Raw genomic sequence first — 13,491 nt, 5'->3', positions numbered from 1 at the left:
AGTTTGGGGCAAACGGCAAGCGGTTTGCGCGGCTCCTCGGCCGCAAAGGGGGAGGGAAAAGCGAGGCGAGGGCGATTTTCCCGCCTCCGTTGCGGAAGGGGGCGGGAAGGCGCGGATCGGAGCTCTGCTTGCGGGAGCCGGGCGGCGGCTTCAGGACGGCTTCCCGTCCGGACGAACGGACATCCGGCCGCCGGCGGAAAGCATCTCTTCCGCTATGGCCGGAGGCTCCAGAGCTGCCGGCCTCCTGCGTTCCTGCTCCGTCCAGCAGTAGAGCGTGGGCAGAAGGAGGAGCGAGAGCAGGCTCGAAGAGAGGATGCCGCCGATGACCACCAGCGCCAGAGGGCGCTGGACTTCGGCCCCGGCGCCTTGCGAGAGGGCCATGGGCAGGAAGCCGAGGCTGGCGACGGCCGCCGTCATGAGCACGGGGCGCAGCCGGATCTGGCAGCCTTCCCAGACCGACTCCCGCACGGGCTTCCCCTCCAGCCGCAGCTGGTTGAAAAAGGAGATGAGCACAAGCGAGGCGAGGGTGGCGATGCCGGAGAGGGCGATGAAGCCGACAGCGGCCGAAAGGCTGAAGGGCAGGTTCATGAGCCGGAGGGAAAAGATCCCGCCGGTCGCCGCGACGGGGACGCTGAGGAGCACCAGCAGGGTCTGCCGGATGCTGCCCAGGGCCGTATAGAGAAAGAAGAAGATCAGCAGGAGGCCCGCCGGGACGATGACCGCCAGGCGGGCCTGCGCATGCACGAGGTTCTGGTACTGGCCTCCGAACTCGAGGAAGTAGCCCGGCGGCGGCGGCACGGCGCGCAGAATCCGGGACTTCGCCTCGCGGACGAACCCTTCCAGGTCTCGGCTGCCCAGGGTCACTTGCACCACCTGGTAGCGGATGCCGCTCCCCCGCTGGATCATGCGGACCCGGTCCCGGACCGCGTAGCCGGCGACTTCTTTGAGCGGCAGCAAGCCGCCGTTCTCGCTCCGGACGGGCAGGGAGAGGACCTTGCCGGGATCGCTCCGATCCGCCTCGGGGAGCCGGATCACGATCGGATACCGGCGCTCCCCGTCGATGACGGTCCCGACCGGCTCTCCCGCGACCCCGGAGGCGATTGCGGCGTTGATCTCCGCCGATTGGACGACATATCGCTCCATCGCCGCTCGGTCAGGGATGAACTCCAGGGAAGGACAGCGGCCCGCCGACTGGAACTCGACCTCCAGGGCCCCCGGGATCGTCCGGAGGATCTCCTGGGTCCGCGCCGCCAGCCCCTCGAGGATGTCGTAGTCGGGGCCGAACCACTTGACGGCGAGCTCCGCTCGCTGGCCTTCGAGCATATCGTTGAAGCGCATCTCGATCGGCTGGACGAAAAGCATGGTCTGCCCGGGAACCCGCGTTTCGACTTCCCGGGAGATGATCTCGATGAGCCGTTCCCGGGTGATGGGGCGGCCGTTCTCCTTGCGCCACTGCGCGCGGGGCCGGAGCATCATGTAGAGATCGTTCTCGTTGGGAGGCATCGGGTCCGTGGCGATCTCGGAGGTGCCGGTACGCGAGAAGAGAATCTCGGCTTCCGGTATCCGGGAGAGGAGCATCTTCTCGGTGGCCTTTTCGATCGCGACCGAAGCTTCCAGGCTGATCGACGGCGCCTTGTAGAATTCGATTGTGAAGGCCCCCTCGTCCAAGCGCGGGACGAAAACCGATCCCATGTGCGCAAGCGTCCAGAGAGCCAGGGCGAAGGCCGCGAAGGAGAGGCCCACGACCAGGGACCCGCCGCGGTCCAACGTCCACCGGAGGATGGGTTGGTAGGCCCTCCGAGCGAGCCGGATGAGCCATGTCTCCTGACCCGGGGCGCTCCCCCGGATCCAGACCGAGGCGGCTGCCGGAACGTAGGTGAGCGCCAGGAGGAGAGAGCCCGAAAGGGCCAGGATGACCGAGAATGCCATAGGACGGAACATCTTCCCCTCGATCCCGCCCAAGGAGAGAATCGGGACGTAGACTACGGTGATCACGAGCACGCCGAAGAAGACTGAGGGCCCAACCTGCTCGGCGGCGCGCAGCACGGTCGCGAGCCGCCTCCGGGCATCCGGCGGCGCGCCGAGGCGGCTATCGCGCCGGGCCAGCTCCCGCAAGACGTTGTCGACCAGGACGACCGCGCCGTCGACGAGCAGGCCGAAATCGATGGCGCCCAAGCTCATCAGGTTCGCGGAGATGTGCAGGGGCCCCATAGCGAGGAGGGCGAAAAGAAAGGAGAGCGGGATGACCGAGGTGACGAGCAGGCTTGCCCGGACGTCGCCGACCAAGAGAAAGAGGACCCCGATGACGAGCAGGGCGCCTTCGGTGAGGTTCTCGACGACCGTGCGAATCGTGCGGTCGACGAGCTTTGACTGGTCGTAGAGAATCTGCAGGTCGACGGAGGGGGGAAGCCGCTTGCGGATTTCGCCGATCTTATCCTTGACGCGCGCCGCGACCGCCCGGGCGTTCTCTCCGATCAGCTGGAGCACCGTGCCGACCACGGCCTCCTCGCCGTTGACGGTCGCCGCCCCCGTACGGATGTTCGGCCCGACCGCGACCTTCGCCAAATCGCTTACCAGCAGCGGACGAGGACTTCCCGCGTATTTGATCGGAAGCCGCTCGATCTGCCCCAAGTCTTCCACCCGTCCGAGCGAGCGGACGAAGAGCTGCTGGCCCGCCTCTTCGATGACGGCTCCGCCCGCATTCTCGACGTTCTTGCCGACGAGCGCGCCGAGCTCGGGAAGAGTGATGCCAGCGTGGAAAAGGCTCTCGGCGGTGGGCGAGACGACGATCAGCTTTTCGTAGCCGCCGCTGGTGTTGACGTCGGCGACTCCGGGAATCGCCCGGAGCAGCGGCTTGACGGTGTATTCCTGCAGCAGCCGCAGCTCCATCAGCTGGAGCATTTCGGAGGGAGGCTTGTCCTTCGCCTCCGGACGGTAGGCTAGGGAGTAGTAGAGGATCTCTCCCAGCCCCGTGGCGATCGGGGCCAAGGTGGGGGTCAGGCCAGGCGGGAGCTTCGCCTTCGCCGCGAGCAACCGCTCGGCGACGAGCTGCCGGCTCCGGTAGATATCGGTCCCGTCCCGGAAGATCAGGGTCACCTGGGAAAGGCCGAACTTGGAGAGCGAGCGCATCACCTCGAGCCGGGGGAGGCCGCCAAGCTCGACCTCCAACGGGAAGGTGACCAGCTTTTCGATCTCCTCCGGCGCCAGGGCCGGAACGGCGGTGTTCACCTGCACCATGGGGCTGGTGATATCGGGCACCGCGTCGATGGGAAGGCGGAAAGCCGCCCAGAGGCCGATCGCGAGCAAGCCTGCCGAGGCGAGGAAGATGAACTCGCGGCGGCGGACGGCGAAGCGGAGCAAAGAGAAAATCACGACGCCTTCCGTGCCGGATCCCCTCGGGGCGGCTCCTTCGGTGAGAGCGGAAGCGGGGGAAGCGGGTTTTTCTTCATCCCTCCAGAGACCGGGAGATCTTTTCCTCGGCGGGCGGCCGACTTGTCCGCGCACCTTCCCGCCACTGCTCCGTCCAGGAGTAGAGGGTCGGCAGCAGGAGGAGGGAGAGGAGCGTAGAGGAGAGCACCCCGCCGATGACGACGATCGCCAAAGGGCGCTGGACCTCCGCCCCCGCGCCGTGAGCCATCGCCATCGGCAGGAAGCCCAGGCTGGCGACCGTGGCCGTCATGAGGATCGGGCGGAGGCGGATCCGGCATCCTTCCCGGACGGCGTCGGCCACCTGGTATCCTTGGTGCCGGAGCTGGTTGAAGAATGCGACCAGCACCAGGGAGGCGAGGACCGCGATTCCCGAGAGGGCGATGAAGCCGACTCCGGCGGAGAGGCTGAAGGGGAGGTCGGCCCACCGGAGCGCGAAGACGCCGCCGGTGATCGCAACCGGCACGCTCAGCAGGACGAGGATTGTCTGCCGGAGATCGCCCAGGGCCGTGAAGATCAGGAAGAAAATGAGGAGGAGGGCGGCCGGAACGATCACCGAAAGACGGGCCTGGGCGCGAAGAAGGTTCTGGTACTGTCCGCCGAATTCCAGAAAGTAACCCCGGGGGGCCTCGATCTGACGGGCGATGCGGCTTTGCGCCTCACGGACGAAGCCGACCACGTCCCGGCTGCCCAAGGTGACCTGTACCGGCTGGTAGCGGATTCCTCCCGATCGGCGGATGATCCGCACCCGGTTTTCCACGCTGTACTTCCCGACCTCTCCCAGCGGCAGCAATCCCCCCGATTCGCTGCGCACGGGCAGCCGGAGGATCGCCCGCGGATCGGAGCGCAAGGTTTCGGGAAGGCGGACGACGACGGGGTAGCGGCGCTCGCCGTCGATCATCGTCCCTGCGACCTGCCCGGCCATCGCGGTCGCCACCGCGGAATTGATCTCGCCGGCTTCCACGGTATACCGGTCCATCGCCGACCGATCGGGAGAGAATTCGAGCGAAGGCGCGCGGCCGGCCGACTGCGTTTCGACCTCGATCGCCCCAGGGATCTTCCGGAGGATCTCCGCAGTCTTGACCGCCAGGGGCTCGAGGACGTCGAAATCGGGCCCGTACCATTTGGCGGCTAGGTCGGCCTTCTCTCCCTCCAGCATCTCGTTGAAGCGCACTTCGATCGGCTGGCCGAAGAGCGTCTGCTGCCCCGGAGCCCGGGTGGCGATCTCCCGCTGAATGATCTCGATCAGCCGGTCTCGGCTGATCGGCTTCCCTCCTTCCTTCCGCCACTCTTCCGGAGGGCGGAGGATCATGTAGGTGTCGTTCTCGTTCTGCGGCATCGGGTCGGTGGCGATATCGGGAGTGCCGGCCCGGGAGAAGACCAGGGAGATCTCCGGGACGCGCGCCAGGAGCATCTTTTCGGTCTGCTTTTCCATCTCCAGCGAAGCGGGCAACCCCGTCGACCAAGCTTTGTAGATCATCACGGTGAAGGCGCCCTCGTTGAGCCGGGGGACGAAGACCGCACCCATCCGGCTCAAGAGGAAGAGGGAGAACGCGAAGAGGCCGAAGACCGAGAGCACCAGGATGGGCCCGCCCCGGCCGAGCGCCCACCGGAGCGCGGGCGTATACAGGGCGCGCGCCCATCGGATCGGCGGGCTTTCCCGGTCCTGGAGCTTGTCGCTCAGCCAGAGCGATGCGGCCGAGGGCACGTAGGTGAGCGCGAGCAGCAGGGAGCCGGAGAGGGCCAGGATCACGGTCAGCGCCATCGGCCGGAACATCTTCCCTTCGATCCCGCCCAAGGCGAGGATCGGAAGGTAGACGACGGCGATCACGAGCACGCCGAAGAAGACCGAGGGGCCGACCTGCTCGGCTGCGGAGAGGACGGCCGAACGCCTTTCGACAGGGGTGAGCGGCCGGCCGAGCTCCCGCCGGCGACGGGCAAGCTCCCGGATCGTGTTCTCCACGATGACGACCGCTCCATCCACGAGCAGGCCGAAATCGATCGCCCCCAAGCTCATGAGGTTCGCCGAAACATGGAGCGGCGGCATCAGGCAGAGCGCGAAAAGAAAGGAGAGGGGGATCACCGAGGCGACGAGCAGGCTGGCGCGGACATCGACGATCAGGACAAAAAGGACACCGATGACCAGCAGCGCTCCTTCCGAGAGGTTGCGGATGACGGTGTGGATCGTCCGGCGTATTAAGTCGGACTGATCGTAGACGACACGGATCTCGACCCCGGGGGGGAGGCGCTCTTGGATTTCGGCGATTTTCTCCTTGGCGTGCCGCGCGACCGTGAGCGCGTTTTCTCCGATGAGCATCAGCACGGTGCCGAGAACGGTCTCCTCTCCGTTGCAGGTCGCCGCCCCCGTCCGGATGTTGGGCCCGACGGTGACCCGGGCTAGGTCGCGAACGAGGATCGGCTTGGCCGATCCCCCGTACTTGACCGGCAGCCGTTCGATCTGTGCCATGTCCTCGACGCGGCCGAGCGAGCGGACGAAGAGCTGCTGACCGGCTTGGTCGATGACCGCTCCTCCCGCGTTCTCCACGTTCTTTCCGATCAGGGAAGCGAGATCGGATGCGGTGATGCCGGCGTGGAAGAGGCTCTCCGGGCTCGGTTCGACCAGGATGAGCTTCTGGTAGCCTCCGCTGGTGTTCACGTCGGCTACCCCCGGCACCATGCGGAGGAGCGGCTTGACGGTGTACTCCTGGAGGAGGCGCAGCTCCATCAGCTGGAGCATCTCGGAGGGAGGCTTTTCCTTGGCGTCCGGCCGGTAGGCGAGCGTGTAGTAGAGAATTTCCCCCAATCCCGTGGCGATCGGCGCCATGGTGGGAGTCAAATCGCGCGGCAGCTTGCCGGCGGCTGTCAGGAGCCGCTCGCTCACCAGCTGGCGGCTCCGGTAGAGATCGGTTCCGTCCCGAAAGATCATCGTGATCTGGGAGAGCCCGAACTTAGAGAGCGAGCGCATCGTCTCCATCCCGGGGATGCCGGAAAGCTCGATTTCCAAGGGGAAGGTGACGAGCTTCTCGATCTCCTCGGGGGCCAGGGCCGGAACGGCGGTGTTCACCTGCACCATGGGGCTGGTGATGTCGGGCACCGCGTCGATCGGGATCCGGAGGGCCGACCAGAAGCCGGCAGCGCACAGCCCGACGGCGGCCAAGAGGATGAGCTGCCTCCGGTGCAAAGCCAACGCCAAAATCCGCCGGATCATTGCAATCCCCCTGGTCCGGGAAGGAAACCGAGGCTAGCACAATTCGCCTTCAATACGAACCCTGGGTTGCACCCTGGCGGAGCGAGAGCTCCAGCAGCCAGAGGTCTTCCGCCCCGCGGGAAACGACCGGCGTGCCGGCGGGCGGATCGCCTACGAAGGCGACCAGCCCGTCGGACGAGAAGGCGACGGCGATCGGCGTCCTCCGGTAGAAGCGGCCGTCCCAGACGTAGACGAAGTTGCCTTCGGGCGTCGCCAGGAGAGCGCTCTGGGGAACCGCCGGATAGGAGGCATCTTCCCCGAGGGGTGTCGTGAATTCGATCCAGGCGCCGACCGGAAAGTCGTTCGCGGGGTCGGGAAACTCGATCAGGAGCTCAGCCTGCCCGGTCACCGGAACGAGCTGCCGGTCGATCTGAAAGATTTTCCCCGGCCTCTCGGGTTCCCCCGGCGCCGGCTGACCCTTGCGGCGCACGTGCACCGGATTGCCGACCTTGAGCTTCTCCGCCGTTTTCGGATCGATGAAGACCGTAGCGTAGGCGACCCCGGGCCGCGTCGAGCTGCTCGGCCGAGCTCGCTCGGCGGCGGCCTGGTAGACCTGCGCGCTTCCGCTCAGGAGAGGAGTCAAGTTGTGGACGATCACCGGAACGGTCTTGATCCCCAGAGCCGTGCGGGTCACCTCGCTGAGGAGGAGCCCCTTGCCCGCGACAAGGCGGGGAGGCTCTTCGGCCTCCTTTTTCGGGTGGGCCTCCTCGAGGACGATCTTCGGCTCTCCCGAAGAGGAAAGGCCGGGGGAATCGCCGCTTTCGGCGGCCGCCGCCAGCGGCGAGAGGATCAGCCAGGAGCCGAAAGCGCAGGCGATTCCTTTCCGGGGCGCGGTGAGAAGCGGGATCACGGTATCGGGTGGCCTCTTGGGGAGCTATGCGGATCATCGGGGCGCGACCATGGCCCCCGCCGTCAGGTTTTCCAAGTCGAGGAGTGCGGTTTGCAGGTCCAATGCGGCCGTGTACAGGGCTTGGGCGGAGGAGAGATATTGACGCTGCATTTCGAGGAAGGTCTGCACCGGAATCGCTCCCAGCCGGTACTGCCGGTCGGCGAGCTCGGCGGCACGCTGGAGCCGGGTGATGACGTCGTGCGGCTGTTGCCCGAGCTGCCGGCGGGTGGTCAAGTAGGTGCCGAAGGCGGCGGCGACCGCGCTCTGGACGCTCCAGATCGCCGATCGGTGGAGCGCTTCGGCCTGCCGCTGCTGCGCTTCGGCGGTCAGGATGTTGCCCTTGTTGTCGTTCCAGAACGGAAGCCCGCTGGTAAAGACCAGGCCCGGGCCCTGATCGAAGTTGGTCCCTTTTTCTCCGATCCAGAAGGGGCCGACCGAAAAGTCGGGGAGAGCGGCGAGCTTGGCCGCGTCGAGCGACCTGGCCGCACGGTCGATTTCGGTCTGGCGCATCAGCAGGGCGTAGTTCCGGTTCTTGGCCTGTTCCTGAAGGCTGGCTAGGTCCAGGGAAGGGGCTTGCGCCGGCGGGAAGATCGTGTCGGGGACCGGTGCCGCCGCCGGCCGGGCCCGCAGCGCATTGATCTGGGATTGGATGGCTCTCCGATTTTGCTCGAGCTCGCGCGCCAGCCGCTGGAGATCGACCAGGCTGCCTTCGAGGATGCGGAGATCGAGATACCCCTGGACGCCAGTGGCGGGCCGCCGTCGCAGGAAGTCGACCAGGCCGGCCGCCCGCTCGGCGATCTCGCGTGCGATCCGCGCATTGGCCGTCACGACGCCGAGCCTGTAGGCCAGCGTGCGCACCTGCGTGGCCAAGCTCAGGCGGAACTGCTGGAGCCCCAGCTCGGCCACCCGCACGTCCTTCTCCGCGATCGCCTTGGCCAGCGACATCTTTCCGGGGAAGAAGACCGGCTGATAGATCGCGTATTCCTGCATCCAGCCGTGGGCCGTCCCCCCCCCGGTCGGGGTGCTGTACCAGGGTCCGGCGAATCCTTCGATCTGGGGATAGGGGACGATCCGGGCCTGTACGACCTGTCCCTTGGCCGCACCGATGGCCCCTTCGTAATAGGCGATTTCGGGGTTGCGCGCCAGCGCTTCCTCCACAAGAGCCTCGAGCGCTCCTTTGGGCTTCGCCGCCGGGGCGGGCGCGCCGAAGGCGGCCGGGAGCAGGAAGATAAGGGCAAGGGAAAGGCGCGCTTCCATCATTTAGCGGGAACCATTGGGCGCCAGCTCTCCTCCCGTCAAGAAGAAGAGGTCGAGCCGGGCCAGGGCGGCGTCAAGCCGCGCGGCCTGCACCGAGCGGAAGGCGGCCAGGTATTGCTGCTGGGCGGCGAGGAAGCGATGGACGTCGATCGCCCCGATCCGATACTGCCGCTCGGCGAGCGCGGCGGCATCCCGCAGCGAGGCGATCAGGGAGGGCGGCTGGACCGCCAGCTGGTTCCGCACCGCCTCGTAGGCGGAGAAGCGGGCGTAGAGGAGGCTTTGCGCGTTGCGCTCGGCCGCGGGGAAGAGGGCCATCGCCTGCTCCTCCTGCGCCTTGGCTGTGGCCAAGTTGCCGCGCTGGCCCGCCCAGGCGACGCCTTCGATGCCGGGGACTTCCGGCTTCCCGACCGGCAAGCCGACCGTAAGCGTGATCCCCGGCCCGGCGTCGAAGTTGACCCCTTGGAAGGCCATCCAAAAGGGCCCCATGGCGAAGTCGGGATAGCCGGCGATTTCCGTCGCCTTCCGTTGCCGGCGGGCCCGGTCGATCATCACCCGGTGGATCTCCAGGAGGACGTTGTGGCGTTGCGCCAGCGTGGAAAGCCGCTCGACGGAGAGCGGGGGAAAGGATTCCGGCGGGAGCAGGAACTCCGGGACGGGGGTACCCGCCGGCCGCCCCAAGTAGGCGTTGAGCTGCGCCGCCAGCGACCAGCGCCTCTCCTCGAGCCACCGGACTTCCTGCTCGAGGCCGATCAAGCTTCCCGTCAGGATGCGGGCGTCCAGGTACCCGAGGATGCCCGCCTTGGGGCGGCTCTCGAGGAATGCGATGACCGAATTGGTCCGCTCCGCGATCTCCTGGGCGACTCCCGCGGTGGCGACGGTGACGGCGAGCTGGTGGGCGAGCGACCGGACGGCCACCTCGAGCGAAAGGCCGAACTGCTTGAGCAGGAGCTGCGCTAGAAGAACGTCGCGGCGGGCGACCGCCTTCCGGAGGGAGACCTTGCCCGGAAAATAGAAGGGCTGGAGAAGCTCGAACTCCTGCTGGTACCCGAGCACCGTCTGACCCGCGCCTCCGGTGCTCAAATACGGTCCGACGAAGGCGATGAGCTGAGGCTTGGGAAGCATTCCTAGCTGGACGAGCTGGCCCTCGGCGGCTTGGATTGCCGCTTCGTAGGAGCGGTACTCGGAATTCTGGGCTCGGGACTCGGCGGCCAGAGCTCGCAAGACCGCTTCCGGCGGAAGGCCGGCTTCCGCTCGGGCGCAGGGGGCGATGAGCGAGAGCGAGCCTGCCGAGAGCCAGGCGGCGATACGCAGGAGGAGAGGGCTCGGGAGGTTCATGGCAAGGCGCTGTCGGAGAGTCTTAAGACGGTGCAAGGAGCGGTGAAAGCTCTTTTCGACCGGTAGCGGTGGCCCGCGCCCTTCGGGCGCCTGCTTGACGGAGGCTCTCCGCGGCGGCTACAAGGGACGGATGAGCTTCCGTCTGATCTTGCTGCGGCATGGAGAGAGCATCTGGAACCAAGAGAATCTCTTCACCGGCTGGACGGACGTCGATCTTTCCCCGAAGGGAAAGGAGGAGGCGCTGCGGGCCGGCGACCGCCTGAGGGAAGCCGGCTTTCGGTTCGATGAAGCGTATACCTCCGTTCTGAAGCGTTCCATCCGCACGCTCTGGTGCGTGCTCGACCGGCTCGATCAGATGTGGCTTCCCACGGTCTGCACTTGGCGGCTCAACGAGCGCCATTACGGCGCGCTCCAAGGGCTCGACAAGAGCCAGACGGCGCGCAAGTATGGGGAAGAGCAGGTGTTGCTCTGGAGGCGCTCCTACGATATCCGCCCGCCCTTGCTTTCTCCGAACGATCCGCGGCACCCCCGCCACGATCCCCGATATGCGTCGGTCCCCTTGAAGGATCTGCCCGCGGGAGAAAGCCTCAAGGATACCCTCGAGCGCGTGATCCCCTACTGGGAAGCCGAACTGGCGCCGCGGATTCTGGCGGGCAGGCGGCTGATCGTCGTGGCTCACGGCAACAGCCTGCGGGCGCTGGTGAAATATCTCGACAGGCTCTCGGACGAGGAGATCGTCCGCCTGAACATCCCGACCGGCATGCCCCTGATCTACGAGCTCGACTCGGATTTGCGGGCGGTCAGCCACCGCTATCTGGCGTCGGAGGACGAGGTCGCCAAGGCCGCGGCGTGCGTGGCGGCTCAAGGCCGGGCACGCTGAGGATTTTTGGTCCCCTCGACTTGGAGATGGCGCCGGAGAAGCGGGCAAGCCCCTTGGCGAATGTGGAGATGAACCCGATCCAACTCGAGATCTTTCGGGCACTCTTGGTTTCGGTGGCCGAGGAGATGGGGAACGTCCTGCGGCGGACCGCTTTCTCGCCGAACATCCGGGAGCGCCGCGACTACTCCTGCGCCGTCTACGACGCGAGCGGCAGGCTGGCCGCCCAAGGCGACCATATGCCCGTTCATCTGGGCTCGATGCCGGTCGCCGTCCGGAGGGCGATTCAAGCGGTGCCGATGGGCCCGGGCGACGCGGTGATCCTCAACGATCCTTATGAAGGCGGGACCCACCTTCCCGACATCACCTTGGTCAGTCCGGTCTTCGGCCCGGGACAAGAGGCCCGTTCCCCGCGTTTCTACGTCGCCAGTCGCGCGCACCACGCGGACATCGGAGGGATGACCCCGGGCTCGATGCCCGCCTCCTCCGAGATCTTCCAGGAAGGGTTGCGGATCCCGGCCGTCAAGCTCATGGAAGGCGGGAAATGGAACCAGGCCCTGCTGCAAGTGATTCTTGCCAATGTGCGGACCCCGGGGGAACGGGAAGGGGATCTGGCGGCCCAGCTCGCGGCGAACCGGACCGGCGAAGGCCGGCTCCGGCAGATGCTGAGCCGGTACGGGGAGGAGCAGATGCAGCGGGCGTCCGAGGCGCTGATCGACTATACGGAGCGGATGGTGCGGAAGCTCCTGGCGGAAATTCCCGACGGCACCTACCAGGCTGTCGATTACCTGGACGACGACGGCTTCCGCGAGGAGCCGATTCCGATCCGGGTGGCGATCGCCAAACGGGGCGAGGAGGCTCTTGTCGATTTCACGGGCTCGGCGCCCCAGGTCCAGGGGAGCGTGAACGCGGTGCTGGCGATTGCGCTCTCCGCCGTCTCCTACGTCGTGCGGTCCTTGCTGGAGGAGGACGTTCCGGCCAATGCGGGACTTCTGGCCCCGATCCGGGTCGTGGCTCCTCCGGGATCGGTGGTCAACGCCCTCTTTCCGGCCGCGGTCGCCGCGGGCAACGTCGAGACGTCCCAACGGCTGGTCGACGTCCTGCTGCGGGCGCTGGCCCAAGCCCTCCCCGGAAGGATTCCCGCCGCGGGTGGCGGAACGATGAACAATCTGACTCTCGGCGGCATCCACCCGGATTCGGGCTCCCCCTTCGCCTATTACGAGACGATCGCCGGCGGTATGGGCGGCGGACCCCGGGGAGACGGAGACAGCGGAGTCCACACCCATATGACCAACTCGAGAAACACCCCCGTGGAGGAGCTCGAGCACGCGCTGCCGGTCCGCGTCGTCCGCTACCGGCTGCGGCGGGGTTCGGGGGGAGCCGGCAAACACCGGGGCGGAGACGGGCTGATCCGGGAGATCGAGTTCTTGAGCGACATGGATGTCACCCTGCTGTCCGACCGGAGGCGCTTTCCTCCCTACGGGCTCCAAGGTGGTGCCAACGGAGAGCGCGGCGAAAACCTTCTGATCGACGAAGCCGGGGAGACGCCGCTTCCCGGCAAGATCAGCTTCCGGGGTAGGAAGGGGCAGATCCTTTCGATTCGGACGCCGGGCGGCGGGGGATGGGGCCGCCCCTCGGTCTCCGGAGACAGTCAGCCCTCCCCTCGGAGCGCCGCGAAATAGGCCGCGAAGAGCGGGCGGTAGCGGTCGGGATCCCGTTCCGGGTGATACTGCACGCCGAGGACGAATGGGTAGCTTTCGACCCGCACCTGCTCGACGATTCCGTCGAGGGCGCACCAAGCCTCCGCAATAACCCCCGCTCCCAACCGATCCAGGGCTTGATGGTGGGAGCTGTTGACGAAGGGGAACCGGAAGGCGGCCCCTTCCGCGTGCCGGAGCGGCTGAGTATGGGAGTCCTCGAGGTTCTCATGGCCCGGAACGTCAAGGTGGAGGCTCCCGCCGAGTGCGACGTTCAGGAGCTGAACGCCGCGGCAGATCGCGAGCACCGGAAGCCTCCGGGCCAAGGCCGACTGGAGGGCGGCGAACTCCCACTCGTCCCGCTTCGGATCGGGCGCGCGGATCTTATCCGGCGCGTCGATCTCCTGGCGGAGAAAGGGAGCCGAGATGTCGGTGCCGCCGGTTAGCAGCAGCCCATGCCCGCTCCCCGGCGAAACCTCTTCGGTCCGAGCGTTGCGGAGCGAGAAGCCTGCCGGCTCGAAGATGCGGGCGTATAGCGCTTCGTCCTCGGCCCGGATCCAGGAAGCGACGGTGAGCATGCGCAATACTGTCGCAGGAAAGGCGGGGCCGCAGCCCTTTTTTTTTTGCAGGAATCGAGGGCGAGGCGGCGGCCCGGACCGTCTCTTTCGCTCCTCCCCACAGGCCTGCCTGCCTCATCCCGGGATGGGAAGGGGGTTCCCCAGCGTGGAGAAGCATTGTCGGTGAAGCTCCGTTCCCGTAGTCT

The 13,491-nt window shown here is 66.9% G+C and carries 8 protein-coding genes; 2 read left to right on the top strand and 6 right to left on the bottom strand.

What is annotated here, in order from left to right; translation table 11 throughout:
- Nucleotides 1–150: 150 nt before the first annotated feature.
- The 5 genes from MTHMO_RS07675 to MTHMO_RS07655 form a co-directional block, all read right to left on the bottom strand.
- Nucleotides 151–3,372 (bottom strand): efflux RND transporter permease subunit, encoded by a 3,222-nt coding sequence (locus tag MTHMO_RS07675; RefSeq protein ID WP_202214250.1) that lies wholly within the window; start codon nucleotides 3,370–3,372, stop codon nucleotides 151–153.
- Nucleotides 3,373–3,445: 73 nt separating this feature from the next.
- Nucleotides 3,446–6,634, bottom strand: a complete 3,189-nt coding sequence (locus MTHMO_RS07670) for an efflux RND transporter permease subunit (RefSeq protein ID WP_202214249.1) — start codon at nucleotides 6,632–6,634, stop codon at nucleotides 3,446–3,448.
- 49 nt (nucleotides 6,635–6,683) lie between these two features.
- Nucleotides 6,684–7,523, bottom strand: coding sequence for a hypothetical protein (locus MTHMO_RS07665; RefSeq protein WP_202214248.1), 840 nt, complete (start codon nucleotides 7,521–7,523; stop codon nucleotides 6,684–6,686).
- A gap of 33 nt (nucleotides 7,524–7,556) precedes the next feature.
- Nucleotides 7,557–8,819, bottom strand: coding sequence for a TolC family protein (locus tag MTHMO_RS07660; RefSeq protein WP_237394836.1), 1,263 nt, complete (start codon nucleotides 8,817–8,819; stop codon nucleotides 7,557–7,559).
- Between the two features lie 3 nt (nucleotides 8,820–8,822).
- Nucleotides 8,823–10,154, bottom strand: coding sequence for a TolC family protein (locus MTHMO_RS07655; RefSeq protein WP_202214246.1), 1,332 nt, complete (start codon nucleotides 10,152–10,154; stop codon nucleotides 8,823–8,825).
- 130 nt (nucleotides 10,155–10,284) lie between these two features.
- On the opposite strand from MTHMO_RS07655, the gene gpmA reads away from it, so the two are divergent.
- On the top strand, nucleotides 10,285–11,034 hold the full coding sequence (gene gpmA, locus MTHMO_RS07650; RefSeq protein ID WP_202214245.1) for a 2,3-diphosphoglycerate-dependent phosphoglycerate mutase: 750 nt from the start codon (nucleotides 10,285–10,287) through the stop codon (nucleotides 11,032–11,034).
- 68 nt (nucleotides 11,035–11,102) lie between these two features.
- Nucleotides 11,103–12,713: a hydantoinase B/oxoprolinase family protein gene (locus MTHMO_RS07645; protein WP_202214244.1), complete on the top strand. Its 1,611-nt coding sequence runs from the start codon at nucleotides 11,103–11,105 to the stop codon at nucleotides 12,711–12,713.
- On the opposite strand, the gene MTHMO_RS07640 is transcribed toward MTHMO_RS07645, so the two are convergent.
- Nucleotides 12,683–13,306, bottom strand: coding sequence for a gamma-glutamyl-gamma-aminobutyrate hydrolase family protein (locus MTHMO_RS07640; RefSeq protein ID WP_202214243.1), 624 nt, complete (start codon nucleotides 13,304–13,306; stop codon nucleotides 12,683–12,685). The two genes, MTHMO_RS07645 and MTHMO_RS07640, sit on opposite strands and share 31 nt — an antisense overlap.
- Nucleotides 13,307–13,491 lie beyond the last annotated feature (185 nt).

The sequence above is a fragment of the Methylacidimicrobium sp. AP8 genome (assembly GCF_903064525.1).
GTDB lineage: Bacteria > Verrucomicrobiota > Verrucomicrobiia > Methylacidiphilales > Methylacidiphilaceae > Methylacidimicrobium.
Note: the sequence above shows the minus strand (reverse complement) of the source record. Positions and strands in the feature narration are given on the sequence as shown.

Excerpts from the sequence above, each read along its gene's own strand:
- gpmA (WP_202214245.1), top strand. The coding sequence starts at position 10,285 with ATGAGCTTCCGTCTGATCTTGCTGCGGCATGGAGAGAGCATCTGGAAC.
- MTHMO_RS07670 (WP_202214249.1), bottom strand. The coding sequence starts at position 6,634 with ATGATCCGGCGGATTTTGGCGTTGGCTTTGCACCGGAGGCAGCTCATC.
- MTHMO_RS07640 (WP_202214243.1), bottom strand. The coding sequence starts at position 13,306 with ATGCTCACCGTCGCTTCCTGGATCCGGGCCGAGGACGAAGCGCTATAC.
- MTHMO_RS07645 (WP_202214244.1), top strand. The coding sequence starts at position 11,103 with ATGAACCCGATCCAACTCGAGATCTTTCGGGCACTCTTGGTTTCGGTG.
- MTHMO_RS07660 (WP_237394836.1), bottom strand. The coding sequence starts at position 8,819 with ATGGAAGCGCGCCTTTCCCTTGCCCTTATCTTCCTGCTCCCGGCCGCC.
- MTHMO_RS07655 (WP_202214246.1), bottom strand. The coding sequence starts at position 10,154 with ATGAACCTCCCGAGCCCTCTCCTCCTGCGTATCGCCGCCTGGCTCTCG.